The following is a 24,126-nucleotide window of genomic DNA, read 5'->3' on the forward strand; positions in this document are numbered from 1 at the left end:
AGTTTCACCGATAATGACTACGGTGTCACCGAAGAAAGGCCATGACCCGGCGAGGGTCAACGAGATCAGCGAGAAGCTGATGGATAACCCCGAGCTCGCAAAGCTCATCGGGGAGCTGTCTACCTCCACCGACGACGCCAGTGAGCTGGTCAAGGGGCTTTTGCAGGCGTCGATCAACGCCGGCCTGCAGGCGGAGATGGATGCCCATTTGGGCTACGAACACTCCGACCGCAAAGCGAAAGCCCAGGTAACAGATTCTGGTGGCGGCAACCACCGCAACGGGTCGTACACCAAGACCGTCGATTCCGGCTACGGCCCAATCGAAGTGACCATGCCGAGAGACCGGGCGGGAACGTTTCGCCCGCAGATGGTGCCCAAAGGCGCGCGCAGGCTCACTGAACTCGATGACATGATCATCTCGCTGTACGCCGGCGGGATGACGGTGCGTGATATCCAGCACCACCTTGCAACCACCCTGGGTGTGGATATGAGCCCGGATACCATCAGTACGATCCCCGACGCGGTACTCGATGAGGTGATGCTGTGGCAACACCGCCAGTTGGACGAGTTTTACCCCGTGATCTTCCTCGACGCGCTGCGCGTGAAAATCCGTGATGGCCACCGCGTGGTCAACAAGTCTTGCTACATGGCTGTCGGTGTGGACATGGACGGCATCAAGCACATCCTGGGATTGTGGATCGCCGATAACGAAGGTGCCGCATTTTGGGCATCAGTCTGCGCGGATCTGGCCAACCGTGGCGTCCAGGACGTGTTCATCGTGTGCTGCGACGGGCTTAAGGGTTTGCCCGATGCGGTGGAAGCGACCTGGCCGAATTCGATGGTGCAGACCTGCATCGTGCACCTGATTCGAGCTGCGAACCGGTGGGTGTCGTATCAGGACCGCAAAGGTGTCTCCCGTGCGCTACGTGAGGTCTACACGGCCGCCAACGAGGACACCGCCCGTGCCGCCTTGGACGCGTTCGAAGCATCTGAGCTTGGGCGGCGCTACCCCCAGTCGGTGAAGGTGTGGCGCGACGCGTGGGATCGGTTTGTGCCGTTTCTGCAGTTCCCGCCGGCAGCCCGCCGGGTGCTCTACACCACGAATTCGATCGAATCACTGAACGCTGAACTGCGTAAAGCCACCCGCAACCGCGGGCAGTTCCCGAACGACACCGCGGCGTTGAAAACGCTGTGGCTGATGATCTGCAACATCGAGGACAAGCGCGCTGCCCAGCGGGCGAAGAAGGCGAAGCGGGATATCGAATGCAACGGCTATATTGAAGGGGCGAAAGCCATAGGCTGGAAACAAGCCATCAACCAACTAGCCGTGGCCTACCCAGACCGATTCGCGGACTACTTGTAAACCAAGCCCCCGCACACAAAGAATCGGACACCCTCGTTACTGAGATTGCTCGGCACCCTCGACGTGAAAATCAGGCGGAGCATGTTTTCCAAAATTTCCATCCCGATGAATTGGACAAAGATAACCCCTTCGATGTTCAGCTCGCACATCTCGCCGGTCAAGAACTCGCGCGCCGTATCGCGCCGAACTCGGATGTGGTAGTGGCGACGCATACCGACAGTGAGAGCGGCCACCTTCATAACCACATCATCATCGCCAATCACGACCGCGTGACCGGTAAAACACCGCGTGATGCTCGGAATTTTTACCGTGTAAGTCGTGTAAACGACGAAGTGATGCGTGACCTCGGCCTTGAGGTTTACGAACCTGGGCATCAGGGGCATCAGGGGCAATCGCAACAGTCGAACCTTCGCGGTGTACCACTGCCGGAAATCACTAAAGACAACTGGCGCGCGGAGATGACGCAGCGGGTGGATGCAGTGTTGTCAGACCCCCGCGTAGCCGCTGCTACAACGGTCTCAGACGGTCTGGAAGTAGTGCAGGACCTCGCCGCCGAATACAGCGTGTCTTTCCGCGTAACAACTCATAAGAAAAACAACCGCGATGATGTGACGGCTACCAGCTACGCCCTGGTCGACGACGACGGCGAACCAGTCCGCTATGCGACCTCGCGCGGCTCGCGCTCGACGAAGCGTACAGGCTCGCGCCTCGGTAAGGAGGACTACACGCTTGAAGCCGTAGAACGACGTATTGAGCAGCTACAACAGCAGTACCAGCAGGTCATTCAGCAACAGCAAATCAAAACACAACAGGAGAACTACCATGCCCAAGAAGCGCAAGAAGAACCTACAGCCACGCCAGCAGATCAAGCCGTCGGTACCGCAGGTGCTGACGGAGCATCGTCATTGCACGAGCGATACCCCGAAATCTTCGCCGACACCAGCAACGACACCGCCCCCGCCGCAGCAGCAGCAGCAGAAGCAACTGCCGACACTGTTCACGATGGCGGAACAGGACGAGCTGTTGGAGATGAGCGAGAACCAGGCGGAGCTGGTCGTTCAGGCGAGAATGAACGAGATCTTCGACAACGTCGGCCTCGACGAGAAGATGAAGCGTCAGTTGGCCGAAGCCGAAGCGAAGCACAACGAGATGCGCAGCAGGCTGGAAGCCGACAACGGCAACCCACTGAACGAAGCGGCGCGCCCGCAGCGGGGCCGTCCTCGTCTCGACAAGCCGGTGCTCCCGCGCCGTGGTCGCCCGACAGCTCGGTAGAGAATATGCGGCAGGTCGATTTTGATTTCCTCGAACAGCGCGTGATGGACGATGAATTTCGGCGATTCCAGCGCTCGGAGTTTGACGGTACTGACGCTGAGTTTCTCGATCATCTGATTGACGATGATGGTTCCGTCGCCCGCGATCACGACGCGTATGTGCTGCCTCGTGTCAATCCGGTGCGTAACTCGCGCGGTCGCGATCAGATGTTGCGTACTGTCGGTGAGAACCAGCGGCGACTCGACGGGCTGCGTCGCGCCACGGCACGGCGGAGACAGCAGCAGGATCAACAACAGCGAGAGAATGATCGCGATGTTGGCCTTTTAGACTGAGTAGTGGCGCGTGGAATGCGACGTGAGCAAAAATAACCCCGCAGGTTTCCCTGCGGGGTGTTGTCATTAGAACGGTACTTCTTCGCCCTCGGACCGCGACGCTGCGGCTGGCGAGGGAGCAGACCAGGGTCAGACCGAGGAGAGCGCCCTTGCCTTGATCTGGTCGAACTCCTGCTGGGTAATCGCTCCCGAGTCGAGAAGGGCCTTCGCCGAGGCGATCTCATCGGTCGGGCTCGATCCGGCGGAGCCGCCGGCGACGGACTTGATGTACTCCTCCTGCCGCTGCTGGAGCTCCTGGTGCGCCTCGACCGTGCGGTCGGTCATCCCCCGGCCTCGAACAAGCAGGTACGCGAGCATTCCGATGAACGGCAGCGCGACGATGAACACCACCCACAGCGCCTTCGCGAAGCCGCCGAGGTCCTTGCTGCGGAAGAGATCTCCGAAGATCCACCACAGGGACATGAACCATGCGAAGAAGATGAAGAACTCGAACATGGCGAGTAGGAATGAGCCGTTGTCGTCGAACATCTGCTGACTGCCTCCTGACTGGATGGACGCTGGCCGAGCGGTCCACGCGGACCCCAGCGCACGACGGTTAGGAACAAGGACGTGCCCGGGCCGTCGCCGAACCACGTTAGCAGATCTTCCTCACCAAGCGTGGTAGCCGGGTTGCGACGCGCTGACCGGGTTGGGCTGGTGAAGACGGACCTGGGACTCCACGATTCGTAGCGACCAAGCAACGGATCGAGAGGAGTCCCAGGTGAGTGTTGAGGCTACCGTCCTGCCCGCTGCGATGCTCGGCATCTCGGGGTTGGTGGTGCTTGCCGCCGGTGAGTACGGCGGTGAGCTGGAGCTGCTGGTGGAGGCCTCCGAGTCGGTGACCGGGTGCCCGCGGTGCGGGGTGGTCGCGGTGGCCCACGGCCGGCGTGAGCATCTGGTGCGTGACATCCCCTCGGCGGGGCGGCCGGTGCTGCTGGTGTGGCGCAAGCGGCTGTGGCGGTGCGCCGAACCGGCGTGCCCGCAACGTACCCGGTCAGTACACCTAATAAAGCGACGTCAGTACGTTCGCTAATGCTCGAGCTGATCTTTCATCGCTCGTACCTCTCGGCTGCCAGCGTGGTCACTTATTCGCAACCGCCCACCGTGCGTTCTCTACACCCCTCACCGTTGCACCCGCGTGAGACTCTTAGACGGACCTGACGATCCACTCACGATCGCCAGGCAGTGCAATTTCGGACAAGACCAACTCGCCAAAGTCAACGACCTTGTCGAAGAAGACCACAACAAAGCCGACCAAGAAACAGGACGACCAGCCTTCTACGACAACGCTATCCCAACCGAATACAACCACTCGATAGGAATCAGAAAAGGCCCCATGAAATAGCAAGCAAAGTGTTCGACCGACGACACGCCGACCGGACACACTTTTTGCTACTTAAACCCGAAAACCTGCGCCGCTTCGGTGGAGCGTCGCAGTTCCGTTTGGGCAGGATTTTGACCCTAGTGCACCACGTAGTGCACCAAATGGCGATCCGAGCGCATAATGAAGAAGGCCCTACCAGCATTTGCACTGGTAGGGGCCTTATCTTAGTAGCGGGGGCTGGATTCGAACCAACGACCTCTGGGTTATGAGCCCAGCGAGCTACCGAGCTGCTCCACCCCGCGTCGGGTGATATGTGATTTTCACCTGCTGCCGTGTAGGCAACGTGGACTACTATAACCACGCTGCCCGACAGGTCCAAATCACCTGTTAACCAAACGTTTTAGCCTTCCTGCTGCTGGCCCAGCTGCGCCAGGATGCCGTAGATGTGCTTGGAGGCACCCAGGGTCAGGCCGCCGTCGACTGCGAGCTCCGCGCCGTTCATGTAGGACGCGTCGTCGGAGGCCAGGAAGAGCACAACCTTCGCCACCTCCTCCGGTACGGCCGGGCGGTTTGCCGCGGCCAGCGGCAGCGGGGAGTCCGCCGACAGGGTGGCCGCAGTCATCGGGGTGGCAATCGCGCCCGGGTGGACGGAGTTAATCCGGATGTTCTCGTCCGCCACGTCGGCCGCCACGGTCTTGGTCATGCCGCGCACGGCCCACTTGGAAGCCACGTAGCCGGTGGCGTTGACCTGGCCCTCGAGGCCGGCCGTGGACGACATGTTGATAATCGCACCTCCGCCCTGCTTACGCAGCTCCGGGATGGCGTACTTCATGCCGAGGAACACGCCGTCAACGTTGACGGCCATGATCTTCTGGAACTGCTCGAGGGTGGTGTCGTCGATGCCGGTCTGCTGCAGGATGCCGGCGTTGTTCACCAGGATGTCTAGGCGGCCAAACGCGTCGTTCGTGGCCGCGATGGCGTTCTTCCAGCTCTCCTCGTCCGCAACGTTGAGGTTGACGAAGATGGCGGCGTCGCCCAGCTCGTCGGCAAGCTTCTGCCCCATCTCCTCGTTCAGATCAGCGATAACCACCTTCGCGCCCTCTTCGACGAAGAGACGGCAGTCTGCCGCGCCCATGCCGGATGCGCCGCCGGTAACCAGTGCGACTTTGCCTTCGAAACGTGCCATTATTTTCTCGCCCTCCTAATAGGGTTGATCGCGTCGTACATGTCCCAGTGTAGGGACGAAAAACGCACCCGGCAGCGGGATTTCTGTCGGGTGCGCTACTTGCGGGGCTGCTAATTGGCGTTCTGGTACTCGGCCACCGCGCGGTCGAGCGCGTCGAGTGCGCGGCCGTACTCCTCGAAGGAACCGTCGCGAGCGGATTCGAGGTTGCGCAGCGCATCGTTGATGTTGTTCAGCGCGTCGTCGCGGTTGATCTGCGGCGCCTGCGGAGCCTCATCGGCCTCGCCGTCACCCTCGGACTCTTCTGTGCCCGGCTGCGTCGGAGACGCCATGTTCTCCTCGTCGCGCGTGTCTGGCGCGTCCTCGTCCACCAGGTCGATGTCCTGGGCGGCCGCGGAGTTGATGCCCACCTGGCTCAGCGCCTGCGAGATGGTCGGCGCGTAGCCCACCTGTCCGCGGTAGAACACGAGCACGCGGAGCAGCTTCGGGAATGCGGATTCCTGGTCCTTGCGCTGGGAGTAGATCGGCTCGATGTAGAGAATCTCGCCGCCGCCGACGGGCAAGGTGAGCAGGTTACCGTTCTTCAGGTCGTTCGTGCCCTCCCAAAGCGTGCGGTCGCGCGCGACCTGGTCGGAGGACATCAGCGCGTCCTGCGCCTGCTTCGGGCCCTGCGTCTGCGTGTTGGTCGGCAGCACGCGCACCGTGATCTGGCCGTAGGTCTCCGGGTCGGAGCTGACGGCCATGTGCGCGGAGAGGAACTCACGGTTCAAGCCACGGAACGGGGTAATGAGCTGGAACGAGGGCTCGTTCGTCTCCGGGTCAGCGGCCACCACGTAGTACGGCGGCTGGTTGAGCTGCTCGCGGTCCTCCGGCGCAGTCGGGTCGTTCGGCACGGACCAGAACGCGTCGTTGTTGAAGAACACGCCCGGGTCATCCACGTGGTAGCGAGCGAGCAATTCACGCTGCACCTTGAACAGGTCCTCCGGGTAGCGCAGGTGCTCACGCAGCGAATCGGAAATCTCGCTCTCCGGCTTCACCGTGTCTGGGAAGACGCCCATCCACGCGTTGAGCACCGGGTCGCTCTCGTCGAAGGCGTAGAGGTCCACGCTGCCGTCGTAGGCGTCAACTGTGGCCTTCACAGAATTGCGGATGTAGCCCACATTGTCCGTGACCAAACGCTGTGTGGTTCCGTCCGGGTTCAGGGCGTCCTGCGTGGTGTCGGACAGCGAGGTCCGGGTGGAGTACGGAAGCTGCGACAGCGTGGTGTAGCCGTCCACGATCCACTTCACGCGGCCGTCGATCACGGCCGGGTACGTCTTCGAGTCCGTGGTCAGCCACGGCGCCACCCGCTCCACGCGCTGGCGCGGGTCACGGTCGTAGATCACCTTGGACTCGCTTCCAACGCGGTCCGACAGCAGGAAATTCAGCTCCTGGTACTTAATCGCGTACGCGGTTCGATTGACCCAGTTGCCAATTTCTACGCCACCTTCACCGGCGTAGGTGTAGGTGGACGTATCGGTGTCGTACTCCACTGCACCCTGGCCGTTGTCGCCGACGATGGCGTAATCCAGACCATCCTCGGCGGACGCGATGACGGGGCCGTAGTAAATGCGCGGCTCCTCAACACGGATGCCGAGTTCCTCGGCGTCGTCGTTCTCGCGGGCGATCGCGTTCGTCTGCAGGTCGGACACCGTGAAGATCGGCAGGCCACCGCGGGTGGAGCCGGCGTCCTGCGCCGCCTCGTCCACAGTGTTCGCCTGTGCCGCAATGAAACCGTTGCCGTGGGTGTACACGGTGTGGCGGTTGATCCAGTCGCGCTGGTTCTCACTCAACGCGTTCGGGTTCATCTCGCGCGCCGCGACCACGTAGTCGCGCATCTCGCCGTCCACCTCGTAGCGGTCCATGGCCAGCTGGTCCGGGAAGCCGTAGAAGTTACGCAGCTGTTGGTTCTGCGTGAACGTCGGGGAAATAATGTCCGGGTCCAAAAGACGCAGGTTCGAAATCGTCGCCGCGTCCTTCGCCACATCGGTGTTCGAGGTGGCGCCCGAGCCCCAGTTTTCCAGGTAGTTCACCTTGTCATCCGTGAGGCCGTAAGCGTGACGGGTGGCCTCGATGTTGCGACCGATGTATTCGTATTCCTTCGCCTGGCGGTTCGGTTTAACCGAGAACTGCTCGAGCAGCGCGGGCCACACATTGCCCACCACGATGGAGGACAGCAGCATCAACACGGTAGCCAGCACAGGCACGCGGAAGTCCTTGTACACGATGGACGCGAAGAAGGCCGCGGCAACCAGCACCGCGACCACCGTGAGGATGATCTTCGCGGGCAGCATTGCGTTCACCGTGGTGTAGGACCCGCCGGTAAAAATGTCGTTCTCGGAGTACAGCAGGTAGTAGCGCTCCAACCAGTAGCTTATCGCCTTGACCAGCATCCACAGCCCCGCCGTGACGGCGAGCTGCACGCGCGCCGGTTTGGAGATGAAACCGCTGCGCCCGGAAACGTTGTTGCCAATGCGGATCCCGCCGAGCAGGTAGTGCGCGACCACCGCGATGATGAACGCGGCGAGCAGCAGCACGGAAAGGGTGTCCACTACCACCGAGATACCCGGCAGTGTAAACGCGTAGAAGCCCAAGTCACGCCCAAATTCCGCGTCCTGGGTACCGAAAGAGCCGCCGTTGAACCACAGCAGGAAGATTCGCCACAGGCCCTGCCCCGCGATACCCGTCATCACCGCGGCGATGACCGGCACCCACACGAGCAGGCCGCGGACGGACTGCTGCATCCTGGCCCGGTACTGCGCGTTAGCGGAGAACACATCCTCCGTCTCGTCCGGCCTGCCCCTCCACGCAAACCAGGCTGCGAGCCAGGTGATTCCGCCGCCGAGCAGGGCGAAGACGATGAACAGCACCACGCGGGAGACAACCACGCGGTTAAACACCCCGCGGAAGTCCAGCTCACCGAACCAGAGGAAGTCGGTGTACAGATTAATCAGCATAGGCAAGACCAACAGTAAGACACCGAGGACACCGATAGTGATCCACAGTCCCGGGTTAGGCTTGCTCGCGCGTGGTTGTGGGCGGTTGAGGCGGGTAGCCAATCCAGCTCCTTAGTATTCGTGGTGCGGGCGCAATTAAACTTCTACCTTAAAGAGTTCAACGGCCGAAACTGCGAGAGGGTTCCCGTGCAACAGCAAGCATTAAATAAGGCCATGATGGAGGCCGTCGAGTTCGTCCACGCCGAGGGGTGGGATCAAGGCCCCACCCTCTTCGGGCTCGTGCCGACGCAATTGCTTATCGACGAAGCCCTCACCCTCGACGACTCCTCCCCCCTAACACTGGTGGTGCAGGATTTGCCCGAGACAATCCTGCCGGGGTCAGAGGAACTGGGTGAGTACGTCACCCGCATCGCGTGGCCGGCGCAAGTGGAAGGCGTCATTCTTGCCCAGGAGATCCTGTTCCGCGATGCCTCCGCCCCGGACGATGCCGAGCCGCGACCGGCCCGCCTGTTCTCCGGCGTGCTGCGCCACGAAGACATCGAACAAACGCTGCTGCAGATGCGGTTGACCGACGAGGAACTGGAGGAACGCGGGGCGTTCGCGCAAGACGATATTGAGCTGCGAGGCGGCCCAGGTGTTGCACCTGGGGTAATCGCAGCCTTGCGCTACGGCCTGGAGCAGGACCCCGACGAGCTGGTTTAGGATGATTCCAGCCCACCCACACAAGGAGATGTAACGTGGCCCAGCACCACACTCGCGCCGCCGCTGCGCTTGCCGCTGCAACGCTCGCGCTGACGCTCACCGCCTGTGGCGGACCTGACGAACCCGAGGCAACGCCGACCCCGGAAGCTACCGCGGAAACTTCCGCGCTGACGAGCGCGCCGGAGACCACCACGCCCGAAAGTACCCCGGAGACGTCTTCGGCTTTGGCGTCGGGCACGGAGTCGTCGATAAGCGAAAGCTCCTCAACAACCACCACCTCCGCCGACGAGAAAGAGCGGCAAATCCTAGATGAGGTGCGCGAACGCTTCGCCACCATCGCTCCTCCGGAATTCTTCGACAGCCTCGACGGCTGCGTGGAAGCCGACATGGAGGGCTACTACGACTGTGCGGGCGACGAGGTGGGCCAGTTCCAATTCTTCGATTCAGAGGCGAAGGCCGCGGCCACCACGCAGGTACTCACCGAGCTGCGCTCCTCCAAGATCGTGGAGGACAACGGCGACAAAGTGGTGGGCTGGTCCACGGTTGGCACCTCCGCCATCGTGACCGTGGTGGATAACCGCGAAGGCCAAGTCATGCAGCACCTCGTGTCCACCGACCGGGAAGACCCACGCCAGCGCATCTACGACCTCGGCCTCGCCGAGCACGCGAGCTAGCTACTCGCAGCCGCGCACGGCGCGCCCCGCCGCGAAATCCTCCATCGCGGCGACGGCATCGTCGAGATCCGCCACCGCGGCGACCACCATGTCGCCCGAATCAGTGGTCTTCACAGCGGCGCAGTTGCCCTCGGGAGCCAGGAAGAGTTCCGCACCCTCGTCGCGCGAGCCGCGGATCTTGTGCTCGATGCCGCCGATCGGGCCCACCTCGCCGTCCTCATTGATGGTGCCGGTGCCGGCGACGAACTTGCCGCCGTTGAGCTCGCCTTCGGTGAGTTTGTCAATCACGGCGAGCGAAAACATCATGCCCGCGCTCGGGCCGCCGATGTCGTTCAGGTTGTAGTGCACGGTAATTCCACCGGCGGGCTCCGAGGTCATCAGAATGCCCAACAACGGTTGGCCGGCCTCCTCCGGGTTCTCCCCCAACGTCACCTTTGCGTCGATCGTCTTGCCGTCGCGCTCGAGTTCCAGCGCGAGCTCGTCGCCAGGCTTCTTTGCCCGCACCGCTTCCTGAACTTCGCCCGGCGCGGCCATCTCTTTGCCATCCACCTTCGTGATCGTGTCGCCGGGCTCGATGACCCCCGCCGCAGCGCCGTCCTCCACAACGTCGTGCACCTGCACTATCGTGGGGCGGCCCAGGTAGTTCATCGCAGCGACGGTCGCCGACGCCTCAGATGCAACGAAAGCCTGCTGGTTGACCTCGCGCATCTGCTCTTCATCGATCTCGGGCGGGAAGACCTGTTCGATGGGCACAATCGTGTCGTCGGTGGTGATCCATCGGGTGAGCGCCTGCGCAAGCGTCATGTTCGTGCGCACTGACACCGTGGTCATGTTCAGTCTGCCGCCGGTATCAAGCGTCGGAGCGCCCTCGACGTCCACTACCGGCACGCCCTCAACCTCGCTCAGCGTGTCGAAGGTCGGCCCCGGCCCCTGCGCCGCGTACGGCACAGTGAGTTTGATATCCGTTCCCGGAATGTGGTCGATGCTCAATGCACCGGCGAGCAGCACCACCGGCACGGTGCCCCACACCAACGTGGAGTACCGCCGATTACGCGTCTCGATCGCCTGATTCACGCTGGCACATCTTAGCGCAGCGCACCCCAAGGCCTAATACGCACGCTCCGGCACGCGATGCGGACACGGCTGTATTCTGGCGCGTATGACTAACGGATTCGGTTTTTCCTTTCCCAACGACGACAGTGGCGACGACGATGACAACCGCCGGGGCAACCAGAACCCCTTCGGCGCTTTCGGCTTCGGTGCGGGCTTCGGCGGGGGCCAGTCCGGCGAGCCCGGAGGCCAAGGCGGCCTCGGCGACATCTTGAACCAGTTCGGGCAGATGCTCTCCGGCATGGGCTCTTCCATGAACGCCCAGGGCGAGGGCGACGCAGTGAATTTCGAGCTGGCCGCCCGCATGGCGCGCCAGCGCATCGCTGGCATTTCCCCGGTATCCGCTGCGGATTCGCACGCCGCCGAGGAATCGTTCCGTCTAGCGGAGCTGTGGCTCGACGAAGCCACCACGCTGCCCGCCAGCCAAGCCCAGGCCAACGCTTGGAATGCCCAGGATTGGCTCGAGGGCACCATGCCGATGTGGAAGCGCCTGGTCAACCCCGTCGCCGAGCACATGAACCGCGCACAGCTGGACTCCATGCCCGCCGAGGCCCGAGAGATGATGGGCCCGATGTCCGGGATGATGAACCAGATGAACGCCATGCAGTTCGGCATGAAACTCGGCCACGCGCTCGGTGACCTTGCGCAGCAGGCGCTCACCGGCACGGATTTCGGTCTGCCCGTCGCGCCCGCCGGCGTGGCCGCGGTGCTGCCGCGCAACGTCGCTGAGACCTCCAAGGGCTTGGAACTGCCCGGCCAAGAGGTCATGGTGTACATCTCCGCACGCGAGGCAGCGCGCCAGCGACTGTTCAAGCACGTGCCGTGGCTGGTGGAGCGCCTTGTGTCGTCCGTTGAGGAGTACGCCGCCGGGCTAGAGATCGACACCTCACACATCGAAGAGGTCGCCCGCAACCTGAACCTGGAAAGCGGCGACCCGCAGCAGATTCAGGAAGCGCTGAACAACCTGCAGGGCGAAGACCTCTCCCCGCGAGTCGGCTCCCGCAACGCCGGCGCCACCTCGCGGCTTGAGACGCTGCTCGCGCTGGTGGAGGGCTGGGTCGACGTCGTCGTCGGCGAGGCACTGGGCGAGCGCCTCCCTTCTACCCCGCAGCTGAGCGAGGCGTGGGCGCGACGCCGCGCCACCGGCGGCTCCGCCGAGCAGGCCTTCGCCAACATCGTGGGCATCGAGCTCGGCGCCCCGAAGACGCGGGAAGCCGCAGAATTGTGGCGCCGCGCAGGCGACGCCGTGGGCACTGAGGGCCGCGACGCGGTCTGGGAGCACCCCGACTTCCTGCCCACCGCAGAGCACCTGGATAACCCGGCCGCCTTCATCGACACACTGCTTGACGACGCTCCCGATACCGACCTCGACGACGAGTTCGCGAAGCTCGAGCAGGAGCTGCGCGACAACCCCGACATCACACGCGAGGATGGCGACGGCAAAGACGACGGCCGCGAAGACGGCACTGAACTCTAAGAGGCTCTAAGCACTACCGAAGCGCTGATAGGCCTCCAGGTATCCCCTGGCTCGCTCGGCGCGAGGCGCCTTGTCGGCCCACGCGTAGAACTCCGGCGAATGGTTCGGGATGAACGTGTGGGTCAACTCGTGCACGATCACCGCGTCAAGCACATAATCGGGCACATCTTTCAGCCGGTCGGTGATGCGGATATCGCCGGTGGCCACCGTGCACGAGCCCCAACGCTGGCGCTGGTTGGACACCCATTTGATGGAGCCGATGCGGGCACGGCCTTCCAAGAGCTCGTCGTTAAGCTGCCTTGCCTTTTCAAGCAGCTCCTGGTCTGTGGAGGCGTGCGAGCGCGTCTTGCGCTCCAGCTTTCCCAACATCTCCTCGACCGCTTGGCGCTCCTGCGCCTTCGTGAAGTGCGCCGGGATGCGGATCTCCGCAACCCCTTCGCGGATGCGCGCCTGCACTGTGCGGGTGCGTCGCGCCGAACGGATTACGCGGTATTCGATGCCGGACATGGCACCCGATTGTAGGATGCGTGGGTGGGGGGAGATATTCGTGACATTCGACAACCTTGATGGCGCCGTCAAAGTACGGCTGGCGCCCGGCGCGCGACCTTTTCTGCGCGCACCCGAAGTGATCCAGTTCGGCGCTGACGCCACCCGAACCGGCATGATCACCACACCGTTCGCCGAGCAAATCGTGGGGCTTATCGACGCGTTCCACGGGCCTGCTCCCCTGCGCGGACTGCTCACGGCGCTGGCGGCAGTCATGGGAGAAGCAGGCGCGCGAAGCTTGATCGCCGACATGGCGTCCTACCGCCTGCTCATCCCCGCGGTTCAACCCACGGTGCTGCTCATCGGCCGCGGCGAGCTGTTTACGCAAACGCGCGAGCTGCTTGAGCGAAACGGCGTGGCGCACCGCAGTCCGGTACGCAGCGAAACTGCGACGAGGTTCGTCAATCGCTCCAGCGGCTCCACCCCACTGGCCCTGATCAACATGCCCCACATGGCCACATCGCTGGCGAACGCCGCGCGGAAACGCCCCGGGCCGGTAGTGCCGGTCACGCAGCTCGACGCGCGGGTGATCATCGGCCCCCTAAGCACCCCGCCCGGGCCCTGCACCACCTGCCTGCACCTCTACCTGTGCGACCGCGACCCGAACTGGCCACGGCTGGTGGAGCGGGTGCCTCTCGACGCCCACACGCAACCGCTGGCACTCAGCGCGGGCGCTGCCGCGACAGCTCTGGTGCTGGGCAGGCTCGCCGGCGTGCCTGATCCCCCGGGTGTCTCCGCGCCAGCGCTGACCTTTGGCGCCACGGTGGTGGTCGACCCCTACGCACCGCAGCCGGTGCGCCACCTCGAGCTCAGCCCGCACCCCGATTGCCCGGTGTGCTTCTAACGGAATTCGGCCAAGGTAGCCAGCACGCCTTCGCCGTAGTTGTCCACCTTCACGGGCCCCACGCCAGAGATGCCCAGAAGCTCCGCCTCGCTTGCTGGCATCTCCTCGGCGATGGCGATCAGCGTCGCATCCGAGAACACCATGAACGCCGGCTGACCTGCCGCGCGGGAGACGTCAAGACGCCAGCGCTTCAGCGCGGCGAGCACGGCCTCGTCGTAGGACGGCTCGCAATCCTCGTGGCGCCCCAACGACTTCTCGGCGGGGCTGAACAGCGGGTTGCCGCACACCCGGCACCGCTTATTGCGTTTGAGCCGCTGCGGCGATTGCTCCACGTCAAGCTGCGGCACCAAGCCGTCCAGGAAACGGGAGCGCGACCGCGATTTCCGCCCACCCTCTTGCCGCGCCAGCGACCACGAAAGGTGCAGGTGCTCGCGGGCTCGCGTCACGCCCACGTAAAACAGGCGCCGTTCCTCCTCGATCTGCTCCTCACCGGCCTTCACCGCGTGCGAGATGGGCAGCGTGTTTTCCACCAGCCCAACGAGGAACACGGCATCCCACTCGAGGCCCTTCGCGGCGTGCAGGCTGGCGAGTGTCACCCCGTCAACCGCCGGTGGCTGTTTCGCCTCCGCCCGCCTGCGCAGCGAGCGCAGCACCTCGGGCAACGTAGCCGCCTCCTGGGTGCGCACAATCTCTTCGATGAGATCCACCAGCGCACCGAGGGTCTGCCAACGCTCCCGCGCCTGCGCGCCTTCCGGCTCCGCCTGCGTGAGCCCAAGCGGAGCGAACGCGGCGCGTGCCACCGCCACCGGGTCCTCGGGCAGGTCGCTGCGGTTCGACGCCCGCACCAGCACCGCGATAGCTTCCCGAATCTCCGCGCGCTGGAAGAACCCTTCCCCGCCACGCACCTGATAGATAATGCCAGCATCCGACAGCGCCGCTTCGAAGGCGGCGGACTGCGCGTTGATGCGGTACAGCACTGCGATTTCGCGGGCCGGGACCCCACTGTCAAGCAGCTTTCGAATCGCGGCGGCGACGGCTCGCGCCTCCGAAGGCTCATCGTCGTAGGCGTTAAACGTCGGCTCCGGCCCGTGGCCGCGCATGCCGATCAGCTCCAGCCGTGTGCCCGCCACGCGCCCCTTCGCCTCCCCGATGACGCGGTTCGCCAAATCGGTCACTTCAACAGTGGAGCGGTAGTCGCGCTGCAGCTTGACGACGGTGGCGTGGTCGTACGTCCGCGAAAAATTCAAAAGATAATCCGGCGTTGCACCGGTGAACGAGTAAATCGTCTGGTTCGCATCCCCCACCACGGTGAGGTCGTCCCGCTCGCCCAGCCACCCTTCGAGCACACGCTGTTGCAGCGGGGTGACGTCCTGATACTCATCGACCACGAACGACTGGTACTGGGCGCGGAACTCCTCCGCCACCGCCGGTGCGTTCTCCAAGGCACCCGCGACGTGGAGCAGCAAATCGTCGAAGTCGAGCAGCATGCCCTCCGGGCTCGTCTTCGCCTCCTCGTAGAGCCGGTAGACCTGCGCGACCTTCGCCGCGTCGGCAGGCGGCGTGCGCGGCGACTCCCCGATGCGCTCCACGTAATCGTCGGGGCCGATCACGCTCGATTTCGCCCACTCAATTTCCGAAAGCAGATCGCGCACCATCTCCTTGCCGGTGTCCAAACCGGCGGCGCGGGCTGCGCGCCCCACCAGGGGAAACTTGTTGTCCAGGAGCCGCCAGGGCAGATCGCCTGCGATCTGCGGCCAGAAGTACTGCAACTGGCGCATCGCGGCGGCGTGGAACGTGCGGGCCTGCACCCCACCAATGCCCATGGTTCGTAGGCGGTCGCGCATCTCCCCGGCTGCCCGCTGCGTAAACGTCACCGCGAGCACCTTGTTCGGCGCGATCTGGCCCCGGTCGATCATGTTCGCAATGCGGTACGTAATCGTCCGCGTCTTACCCGTTCCGGCGCCAGCGAGGATGCACACGGGCCCGCGCGGCGCCTCCGCCGCCACCCGCTGATCCTCATCGAGCACGCTGAGATCAATCGCCACTGGTTGCCCCCTCCATGCTGAATTTCCCCGCCGCCCACTGCTCAATCAAGATGCGCACAATGGTGCCTTCTCCCGCCAGCGTAAGGCCGGGCAGGTCCTCTCGCCGCGCCCAGATGATGCGGCGCAGTTCCCCGTCGGTCTCCCTCACCGGGTCGAGGTCGTCCGTGACTCCCACGAACCCGAGCATCAGCGCACCCGACGCTGGCCACGGCTGCGAACAGACATACCGCGCGTCGCGCACACGTCGACCAGTTTCCTCAAGCACCTCGCGAGCGAACGCGGCCTCGATTGACTCGCCCACGTCGACGTAGCCCGCGATGGCGGTGAAGTAGCCAGGCCGGCGCGAGTTCTCTGCCAGCAGCACACGCTCGCCAGACGGGTCCTGCACCAGCCCGATGACGGAAGGGTCGACGCGGGGAAAGATCGGCTCGCCGGACACGCCCCGCGCGACGATCCCCGCCTGGCCCCACGTCAGCGGCGAGCCGTCGCGCGGGTCGAACCTGTAGCGTTCTCGTGCAGCGACCAAGCCGAGTGCCCGGGCGGCCAGCGGGTCGCACGGGTGCGAACGGGCGTCCCCGACCTTTTCCGCGAGTTGGCCAGCTGCGACGCCGCGCATGCGTGCCGCGTAGACGTCGGGGCGGATCTCTACCTGTGCTGAAAGTTCCGCACTCGGAGGCACGGTGTCCAGCAGCAGCGGCTCGCCGTTTGTGGTGAGCGGGAAGTGCCCGGAAGCGTCGATAAGCAAATGCATCCTACGCATCGCCCTGTTTCGACTCGCCCGGCGCATGCATGCGCACATACAGCAGGCGGTCGCCGGGCTCCACGGTTTCCGCCTCCGGCGAGTCGATGCGATACAACTCGCCCGAGCGCACGACGCCGAGCACGATGTCGGCAAGGTGGCGAGGGTTCGCTCCGACCTCGTCATCGTCGATGGGGCGCTGCGCCACGGCGAACCCCTCGTCCGGGCTGAGAAGATCCTCCACCATCTCCACCACCGGCGGCGTCACCGTCGCAATGCCGAGCAAGCGCCCCGCAGTTTCGGAAGACACCACGACCGAGTCCGCGCCGGATTGCATGAGCAGGTGCTGGTTCTCACTTTCGCGCACACTGGCCACGATGCGGGCGCTCGGCGCGAGCTCACGCACCGATAGCGTGATCAGAACGGCGGTGTCGTCCGAGCTCGGAGCCACCACCACGGAACGCGCGCGCCCCACGCCAGCGACGCGCAGCACCTCAGAGCGCGTCGCGTCGCCGCGCACGGTGACCAACTCCTTCTTCTCTGCGAGGGACAGTGAGACTGGGTCCGAGTCCACCACCACGATGGAGCCTGGGCTCGCACCGCCTGCCAGCAGCGCTTCGACCGCTGAGCGGCCCTTCGTGCCGTAGCCAAGAACGATGGTGTGATTACGCAAGGTATTCCTCCACTGTTGGATCTGCAGCGTCTTGCGGGAATCCTCCGTGAGCACCGACAACGTCGTGCCGACGAGGAGCATCAGGAACGCCACCCGAGCCGGGGTGACCACGAAAATGTTAACGAGTCGAGCCGACTGCGTCACCGGGGTGATATCGCCATAACCAGTGGTGGAAAGCGATACCGCGGAGTAATACAACGCATCGATGAACGACAGCGGCTCGGAGTAACCGCCCCGGTCGAAGTAGCTGACAAACGCGATCGCCACGATGAGCAGGATCGCGTAAGCGAACCTCCACCCAATCAGCTTCCACGGGGTGGTGCGGGCGGCGGTGGGGATATTGACCACGTCGAGCAGCTGGTGCACCGGCATATCGACCATGTCGGCCTGCCCCTGCCGCAACCGCAGCGTGCCACGCAGTTTCATCTCCGCTTACCCTTCTTCCAGACCGTCTACGCCGACAACTGCAGCGCTGTTCAGCATGGTTTCTAACTCGGCCGCGTCCGGCAAATCGTTTGGCGAGTACGTTTCACCGGTACGAATGTAGAAGAATACTGCGCGCACCTCACGTTCGTCACCCGCAATCCTCCGCCACGCCTCGCGGTAGACCGCCAGCTGCAGCTTCGCCGATTCCATCGCATCGCGCTTCGGCTTTTCGCCCGTTTTCCAGTCCACCACGACCCACCCGTCGGGCTCCTCGAACACCGCGTCCATTCGACCACGCACCACAGTGTCACCGAGCGCAAGTTCAAAGGGGTGCTCAACGTAGGCCGGTGTCCGTTTCGCCCATTCGCTGGTTTCGAAGTTCTCTTTGAGTCGTGCGAGCGTGCCACCGTCGACCTCTGCCTCGTCGTTGCCGGGTAGCTCGTCTTCCGAAAGCAACGGGCGCGCACCGTAGAACTCCTCGAGCCACTCGTGGAACGCGGTTCCGCGTTTTGCGTACGTGTTCGGCTTGAACGGCACTGGGCGGCGGGCGCGACGCGCGAACTGAGCCGGGTCGGCACGCAACGCCACAACGTCGGACGCAGTGAGTTCCCCGGGCATGACTACTGCCACGTCGCCCGACTGAGCGGCGCGGTGTTCTTCGATGAGTGCGGTGGCATCGCGTTCCCACAGCGAAAACAGCTCGCCCTCCGCGAGCGCGGGGAGGTTATCGCGTGCCTGCGTTACCGCTTCGGCCGCCGCCAGTTGTGCAGGGTCAGGTGCGAAGTGCGGCCATTGCCCGGTGCGCTCATGCGTGACATTGCTAGGTGCAGCGTCGTCTTCTGCTTCCTGCACCCCGTCGTCCCACACCACAACGCATCCGGGATCTACCCGGTCTTTCATTGCCTGGAAGTGCTCGTACGGCTCCGCCTCCCGCTTCCTCCCAGGACGCCTGCGGGATCCGGTGACCAAAAGCTTCTGCGCGGATCGGGTCACTGCGACGTAAAACAGCCGCGCCGACTCTTCAGCGAGCTCAGCACTCACCTCCTTCTTCCACGCCTCCGTGGCTTTCTCAAACTGAGTGCGGTTTTCCACCTCAGCGAAGAATTCGTAGACATCCGGGTCGCCGAACGTCTCGGTTGGCAGGTAGCGCACCCAGGTAAGGAACGTCTCGGTCTTCGAGGTGTACGTATCCGAATCGGCGTGCATCACCGCAACGGTGTCCCATTCGAGCCCTTTAGCTTTGTGCGCTGTCAAGATCTGCACGCGGTTCTCACGCACCGCGACGTTGCCGGGCGCGAGGCCGTCTTCGTGTTCCCTTGCCAGCTCGAAGTAGTTCAACAGGGAGTCCAGGCTAGCGCCCGGGTACGCGTCGACTTCCGCGAGCAGGCGGTCGAGGTGCACCGCCCCGGTGTCCGAGGGGCGCGACAACACCTCCGTGCGGATCCCGAACACCGCGATGATGTCTGCGAAGAGGTCACTCAAGCGCTTCCCCAGGCTGTGCGTGCGCAACCAGCGCAGCTTGGCCGCCGCGTCGCGCATGCGCGCGAGCCCTTCCTCGCTGTAGCGCTCCGGCTCGCCCAAGTCCGCCAGCGCATCCGCGAGTCCTTCCGGGCGGTCCGAGTTAGCCAGGATTTCCTTGGCGCGCTGCGTTAACTCCTCGAGCTGTGACCGCAGGTTGCCCTCGGGGTCCGCTTCGGGGTCGATTGCGCTTTCGGTAGGGCCGCCAGCCGGCCCACCGCGCAGATTCACCGCCCGGGAAGCGAGCGCGGACAGATCCGCCAAGCCGAGCCCCACAGCGGGGCCACCCAGGATGCGCAGCGCCGCCGCGGTGTCGTCGGGGCGGACCAGCATCGTTGCAATTGCTACGGTGTCCGCGACCTCGGGCACCTCCAAAAGCCCGGCCAGCCCCACAATCTCGTACGGCACGCCTCGCGCCTCCAGCGCGGCGGCGAGAAGCGGCGACTGGCGGTTCTTGCGCACCAGGGCTGCCGCCGAAAGTGTCTCGCCCGCCTCCTGTGCGGCGTCGTACTCGTCTGCGAGCGCATCGGCCACGAACGCGATCTCCTCGTCCTCGTCCGCGAAGAAGCCGAGCGTCACCCCGCCCTCCGGCGCACCGGGCCGAGCCTCCAGCGGGGCAACAGCGCGACCATCCCCCGTGCCCAGGATGGTGTCCGACACCCCGTTGGCAAGTTCCAGTACCTGCGGTGGGTTACGCCACGACGTGGTGAGCTGCTTCTTCTGCGCCGGGCTGCCATCCGCGGCAGGAAAGTCCTCCACAAAAGCCGCCAAGTTTGCGGCGGTTGCCCCGCGCCACCCGTAGATCGCTTGCATGGGATCGCCCACGGCGGTAACCGTCAGCGACGGGTCCTGCGCGTTGCCGAACAGGCTGCGCAGCAGCACACGCTGCGCATGGGATGTGTCCTGGTACTCATCCAGCATGACCACCCGGAACCTGCTGCGTTGGCTCTCCCCCACCACCGCGTGGTCGCGGGCCAACGCTGCAGCGACCGCCATCTGCTCGTTAAACGTAACTACCCCGCGGCGACGAAGTTCCGCGTTGAGTTCCTCAACCAGTGGCAGGAAGTTCATGCGCTCTTCCTGCTTGCTGCGCCAGCCTTGCAGCTTCTGTGTGAACTCCGTCCTGGAGCGAGGCGCGCGCGGATACGACTCTGTCTCCGCGATGAAGTCCCGCGCGTGCTGCGCCACCCACTCCGCGGTAGCAAGCTCGTTGCCCATCGCGGTGTTGAGCTTCAAAAGGTCCTCGACAACCCCGTTCAACGAAGGGTTGCGCCCTGAATCGGTGATTACCCCACCCGTGTAGTTGTGTACGACATCAGTTGCGATGGCGTGCAATTCCGCGTCGGTGATCAACCTCGCGTCGGGTTCTACGGGCACGAGCAGCCCGTATTCGCGGATAAGGTTACCCGCGTACGAGTCGTACGTGGACACCGTGGGCGCAATGACCTCCAGATTCGCCGCAAGCTGGCCCGTGGGGTCCAGGCGGCGGATGAGCTCGGTGTTGCTCGCCAGTGTGGCCAGCCGGTCGCGGATACGTGTGCCCATCTCCTGCGCGGCTTTCCGGGTGAAGGTCAGCCCCAGCACCTCGTCTGGCCTAGCGAAGCCGTTGGCCACCAGCCACACCACGCGCGCGGCCATCGTCTCCGTCTTGCCCGCGCCAGCACCTGCAACGACGAGCAGCGGCCCCGGATCGGTGCCAATCACCGCAGCCTGCTGGTCAGTAGGCGGGAACTTCTGACCCAGGTAGCGCGATAACAGTACCGGGTTCATCGGGGTGGGGTTCATCTGCTCAGGCACGGTGGATCACCTCTCCTTGAGGCTGGACGGGGCACAGCGCACGCACGGCGCAGTGGTCGCAGTGGGGGCCGGTGGTGGCTCGCAGTTCGGGGCCGGACATTTGTTCCGGCAGGTCGTCGATAAGCTCAGCGAACGCATCGAGCGCTTCTTTGTCCTTCGGCGCCTGCTCGAGCGTGGTCAACCGCTTCTTCGCGTTGTTCGGATACACCAGCATCGCACCACCGACTTCGAGGGGATTAGCACTGGCGCTGACCACCCGGCCCGCGTTTAGCGATCCACGCGACAGCGCGAGCTGGTACGCGGCAAGCTGAGGGTTGTTTTGAGTCTCGGCGGCGGTGGGGGCGGATGCACCCGTCTTCAGGTCGACAACATGCACCGCGCCGCTGTCCTCGCGCTCAAGCCTGTCCAGGCGACCGCGGATTCGTACCTTCGGGCTGACCTGCACGTCAACATCCGTCTCCACAGCGACCTGCTCAAACGTTCCGCGGGTGGAGTCGAGCCACGTGCGGGCACGCTCGAGCATCGCGGTGAAATCCTCGACGTCGCGTCGTTGCTTCCACGCCGGCGCGTCGCTCGCGGCCTCCCTCGCGGCCACGGTAGCTCGCAGCGCTTCGTCCGGGTCCACTCCGCGCCCGAGCGCTTCGAAGTACGCGTGCGCCATCGCGCCGTGCACCATCTGCATCGTCTCGTCCAAACCAGTCATCCGCTCCAGCACAGCGCGCATCGGGCATTCGAGCAGCGACTCAATCCGCGAGGGAGAGAGGGTCTTGCGCACCGAAAGCGCCTCGCTTGTCGACGCTTCCGTGGTGGACCACCACTGCAAAGGATCCGCACCGAGCACCCCGGCGTCCGCAAGCCGCGCCAGTTGACGCGCTGCCTGCGCACGGGTGGCCTCCGAAGACTCCGGGTCCGTCAACGCGCGGCGGAACTCGGCGATGATGTCGTCGTGTGCGAGCACCCGCACCAAAGCGACATCCTCGTCTGCTGCCGCTTCCTCCGAAGGCGTTCCCGCCACGCACACCGCCTCAGGTGCAATCCCATACTCCGCGCAGAACTCTTCGACGAATCTGGAGGGCTGGGCGACCTCATCGCCTTCTTCGCCGTCAATGGCTGTAACCACGAGTTCCTCGGTCGCCCTGCTTGTCGCAAGCTTGAACAGGCGCCGTTCCTCCACCAAGCGCTCGGCGACCCGGGCAACCGGCACAGCGGGATCCACATCGCGGTCGATGAGATCCACCAGGTCTTCCTGCCGGAAGATTGACCCGGTCTCCCCCAGACTCGGCCAGGTCAGTTCCTGCACCCCGGCCACCACCACGCGTTTGTACTCGCGGCCCGCCGCCCCGTGCGCGGTGAGCAGCGCCACCGCCTCGGGCGTCGCGGTACGCCGATCACGCACGCCGGTGGGCAGTTCCTGCTCAGCAACGGACGCAACGAAGGATTCGATGCCCGACGTCGGCCTTCGCTCGGTGTAGTCGCCCGCCGCGTCAAACAGCGCCATCACAGCGTCCAAGTCGCGGTCCGCCTGGGAGCCGGTGGCACCTCCGCGCAGCGCGGCTGCGAGCAGGCGGTTGGATAGCCCCGTCGCGTTCCACAGCGCCCAAAGCACTTCCTCGACACTGCCGTCCGCGTCACGCGCGCTTCGACCCGCCTCGAGTACGCCGCGGACGCGGTGCAGGATGTCCAGCTCGCGGTCGGTGAGCACGGTGCCGAATTCCGGCAGCGCCCCAGGCTCCACCAGCAAACCACGCAGCGTCTCGTCGGCGCGTGCATCTGGCTGCCAACGGCGCAAGCCTCGCATCAGCCGGCGTAGCGTCACCGGGTCTGCCCCGCCCACCGGCCCAAGCAGTAGGTCGCGCCATTGCGCAGGTGTGAGTTCCTCGTACAGCGCCCGCATCCCTAATAGCAGTGAGGCGACGATGCGTTGCTCGCTCAGCACCAAGTCCGTGGGGTTGAGCGCCACCGGAACCCCGGCCTGCAGCAGCGCCCGGCGCACCGGCTCCACCAGCGGGGTGGAGCGAACGACCACCGCCATGTCGCGAAACGCCACCCCTTCCTCGAAGTGAGCGCGGCGCAGCAGGTCGGTGACAGCCGCAAGTTCGGCGCCAGAATCCGGCGCGATCGCAGCACGGCGGCGCGGTGTTCGCCGCGTCGCCCCCAGGTCAATCACCTCGTGCAGCATGCCCGCCATATCGCGGAAAAAGGCTGGTGACGCACCACGGAACCGGAACACCGACTGCTCTATGTCGCCGCCCACAACTGCCAAGTCGGCCTGCCGAAGCAACCGAGCGACCAACGTGGCGGAGGCCGGCGCGAGGTGCTGCGCATCGTCCACAATCACGGTGTGCCACCGGCGCGGCAGCGGAACTTCGCTGGCCGCAGCAATGAGCTCTGACGCAGAGAGACGATGCGCACCGGAAATAGCCATCACCTGCTGGTACTCGCGCAGAAAATCGCCGGAGGCCGACCACACGTCAATACCGTGGCGCTCCCCCAATTCCCGCAAGTCGTCCGGCCCTAGTCCACGCTCCACCGCGCGCAGCAGAAAGTCGCGCAATTGGCGTGCGAACCCCACCAGCGGCATCGCCGGACGCAGGTCCTCAGGCCACGTGCCACGGCCGTCCTCCACCTGCCCGTGTAGCAGCTGACGAATCACGGCGTCCTGTTCCGCACCGGAAATCAGGCGGATCTCCTGGTCCAAGTGATTACGCAAAATGGCGAAGGCCAACGAGTGCACGGACCTCACCATCGGCTCGTCCGAGACAAAACCGGTTGCGGCCAGCCGCTCAGACAGCTCGCCGCGCAGCCTGGCACCGGACTCCTTCGAGTCCGTGAGCACCACGATGCCGCCCGGATCGCTGTCTTGGTGGCGCAGCGCGGCGGCCACTGCGGTGTCGATGAGGAAACTGCTTACCCCCGAACCCGCCTCGCCCGTAACCTTGAACGTGCCGGTTGTTGGCAGCTCAACGTCCCATTCACGCGGCGCCGAAACTCTGGGGCGGGCTGTCAGGTACGCCTTCGGCTCGTAAACTTCGGGCGGCGTGGCGGGGGGTGTGGAGCGTTGCATGG

General features: G+C 64.5%; 18 protein-coding genes, 1 tRNA gene and 2 pseudogenes. 10 read left to right on the forward strand and 11 right to left on the reverse strand.

Annotated features, from left to right (window positions below; genetic code table 11):
- Nucleotides 1-13 precede the first annotated feature (13 nt).
- The 4 genes and pseudogenes from HWX32_RS08180 to HWX32_RS11255 all read left to right on the forward strand — a co-directional run bounded on the left by HWX32_RS08180 (nt 14) and on the right by HWX32_RS11255 (nt 2,967).
- Nucleotides 14-1,363, forward strand: a complete 1,350-nt coding sequence (locus tag HWX32_RS08180; RefSeq protein ID WP_175935461.1) for an IS256 family transposase — start codon at nt 14-16, stop codon at nt 1,361-1,363.
- Between the two features lie 110 nt (nt 1,364-1,473).
- Nucleotides 1,474-1,791, forward strand: a pseudogene (locus HWX32_RS11420) (relaxase/mobilization nuclease domain-containing protein); the annotation flags it as partial.
- A 394-nt stretch (nt 1,792-2,185) separates the two neighbouring features.
- Nucleotides 2,186-2,635, forward strand: coding sequence for a hypothetical protein (locus tag HWX32_RS11250; RefSeq protein ID WP_254868345.1), 450 nt, complete (start codon nt 2,186-2,188; stop codon nt 2,633-2,635).
- Between the two features lie 5 nt (nt 2,636-2,640).
- Nucleotides 2,641-2,967, forward strand: coding sequence for a hypothetical protein (locus HWX32_RS11255; RefSeq protein WP_075469440.1), 327 nt, complete (start codon nt 2,641-2,643; stop codon nt 2,965-2,967).
- 129 nt (nt 2,968-3,096) lie between these two features.
- On the opposite strand, the gene HWX32_RS08190 is transcribed toward HWX32_RS11255, so the two are convergent.
- Nucleotides 3,097-3,495 carry an SHOCT domain-containing protein gene (locus HWX32_RS08190; RefSeq protein ID WP_075465863.1) on the reverse strand — a complete coding sequence of 133 codons (399 nt, stop codon included), beginning with the start codon at nt 3,493-3,495 and terminating at the stop codon, nt 3,097-3,099.
- A 232-nt stretch (nt 3,496-3,727) separates the two neighbouring features.
- Between HWX32_RS08190 and HWX32_RS08195 the strand changes: the two genes are divergently transcribed.
- Together HWX32_RS08195 and HWX32_RS08200 are read left to right on the forward strand one after the other, a co-directional pair.
- A complete protein-coding gene (locus tag HWX32_RS08195) occupies nt 3,728-4,039 on the forward strand; it encodes a transposase family protein (RefSeq protein ID WP_075465865.1) in 312 nt (103 codons plus the stop codon).
- A gap of 123 nt (nt 4,040-4,162) precedes the next feature.
- Nucleotides 4,163-4,351: pseudogene (locus HWX32_RS08200) on the forward strand (IS256 family transposase); the annotation flags it as partial.
- Nucleotides 4,352-4,558: 207 nt separating this feature from the next.
- Here the strand turns inward: HWX32_RS08200 and HWX32_RS08205 are convergent.
- The 3 genes from HWX32_RS08205 to HWX32_RS08215 form a co-directional block, all read right to left on the reverse strand.
- Nucleotides 4,559-4,632 (reverse strand) — tRNA-Met (locus tag HWX32_RS08205).
- Nucleotides 4,633-4,730: 98 nt separating this feature from the next.
- A complete protein-coding gene (locus HWX32_RS08210) occupies nt 4,731-5,516 on the reverse strand; it encodes a glucose 1-dehydrogenase (RefSeq protein ID WP_175935462.1) in 786 nt (261 codons plus the stop codon).
- A 110-nt stretch (nt 5,517-5,626) separates the two neighbouring features.
- Nucleotides 5,627-8,611 (reverse strand): UPF0182 family protein, encoded by a 2,985-nt coding sequence (locus HWX32_RS08215; protein WP_175935463.1) that lies wholly within the window; start codon nt 8,609-8,611, stop codon nt 5,627-5,629.
- Between the two features lie 111 nt (nt 8,612-8,722).
- On the opposite strand from HWX32_RS08215, the gene HWX32_RS08220 reads away from it, so the two are divergent.
- Together HWX32_RS08220 and HWX32_RS08225 are read left to right on the forward strand one after the other, a co-directional pair.
- Nucleotides 8,723-9,211 carry a PPA1309 family protein gene (locus HWX32_RS08220; RefSeq protein WP_175935464.1) on the forward strand — a complete coding sequence of 163 codons (489 nt, stop codon included), beginning with the start codon at nt 8,723-8,725 and terminating at the stop codon, nt 9,209-9,211.
- Between the two features lie 35 nt (nt 9,212-9,246).
- A complete protein-coding gene (locus HWX32_RS08225) occupies nt 9,247-9,885 on the forward strand; it encodes a hypothetical protein (protein ID WP_175935465.1) in 639 nt (212 codons plus the stop codon).
- On the opposite strand, the gene HWX32_RS08230 is transcribed toward HWX32_RS08225, so the two are convergent.
- A complete protein-coding gene (locus HWX32_RS08230; protein ID WP_254868346.1) occupies nt 9,886-10,959 on the reverse strand; it encodes a PDZ domain-containing protein in 1,074 nt (357 codons plus the stop codon).
- An 85-nt stretch (nt 10,960-11,044) separates the two neighbouring features.
- Here HWX32_RS08230 and HWX32_RS08235 point away from each other — a divergent pair, with 85 nt between their 5' ends.
- Nucleotides 11,045-12,472 carry a zinc-dependent metalloprotease gene (locus tag HWX32_RS08235; protein WP_175935466.1) on the forward strand — a complete coding sequence of 476 codons (1,428 nt, stop codon included), beginning with the start codon at nt 11,045-11,047 and terminating at the stop codon, nt 12,470-12,472.
- Between the two features lie 6 nt (nt 12,473-12,478).
- Here the strand turns inward: HWX32_RS08235 and HWX32_RS08240 are convergent, their stop codons facing one another.
- Nucleotides 12,479-12,979: a M48 family metallopeptidase gene (locus tag HWX32_RS08240; protein WP_175935467.1), complete on the reverse strand. Its 501-nt coding sequence runs from the start codon at nt 12,977-12,979 to the stop codon at nt 12,479-12,481.
- Nucleotides 12,980-13,019: 40 nt separating this feature from the next.
- Between HWX32_RS08240 and HWX32_RS08245 the strand changes: the two genes are divergently transcribed.
- Nucleotides 13,020-13,862, forward strand: a complete 843-nt coding sequence (locus tag HWX32_RS08245; RefSeq protein ID WP_075465879.1) for a hypothetical protein — start codon at nt 13,020-13,022, stop codon at nt 13,860-13,862.
- On the opposite strand, the gene HWX32_RS08250 is transcribed toward HWX32_RS08245, so the two are convergent.
- From HWX32_RS08250 to HWX32_RS08270, 5 genes are read right to left on the reverse strand one after another with little or no spacing between them, the layout of a single operon-like run.
- Entirely contained in the window at nt 13,859-15,907 is a 2,049-nt protein-coding gene (locus tag HWX32_RS08250; RefSeq protein ID WP_175935468.1) for an ATP-dependent DNA helicase UvrD2, read from the reverse strand. The genes HWX32_RS08245 and HWX32_RS08250 overlap by 4 nt on opposite strands.
- Nucleotides 15,897-16,667 (reverse strand): NAD(+) diphosphatase, encoded by a 771-nt coding sequence (locus HWX32_RS08255; RefSeq protein WP_175935469.1) that lies wholly within the window; start codon nt 16,665-16,667, stop codon nt 15,897-15,899. Before HWX32_RS08255 ends, HWX32_RS08250 begins: the two co-directional genes overlap by 11 nt.
- On the reverse strand, nt 16,660-17,745 hold the full coding sequence (locus tag HWX32_RS08260; protein ID WP_075465885.1) for a TrkA family potassium uptake protein: 1,086 nt from the start codon (nt 17,743-17,745) through the stop codon (nt 16,660-16,662). The genes HWX32_RS08255 and HWX32_RS08260 overlap by 8 nt, the downstream gene beginning before the upstream one ends.
- A 6-nt stretch (nt 17,746-17,751) precedes the next feature.
- Nucleotides 17,752-21,033 (reverse strand): ATP-dependent helicase, encoded by a 3,282-nt coding sequence (locus HWX32_RS08265; protein ID WP_175935512.1) that lies wholly within the window; start codon nt 21,031-21,033, stop codon nt 17,752-17,754.
- A 19-nt stretch (nt 21,034-21,052) separates the two neighbouring features.
- Entirely contained in the window at nt 21,053-24,124 is a 3,072-nt protein-coding gene (locus HWX32_RS08270) for an ATP-dependent DNA helicase (RefSeq protein ID WP_175935470.1), read from the reverse strand.
- Between the last annotated feature and the right edge of the window lie 2 nt (nt 24,125-24,126).

The sequence above is a fragment of the Corynebacterium sp. Marseille-P4321 genome, from assembly GCF_903645305.1.
In the GTDB taxonomy this organism is placed as follows: domain Bacteria; phylum Actinomycetota; class Actinomycetes; order Mycobacteriales; family Mycobacteriaceae; genus Corynebacterium.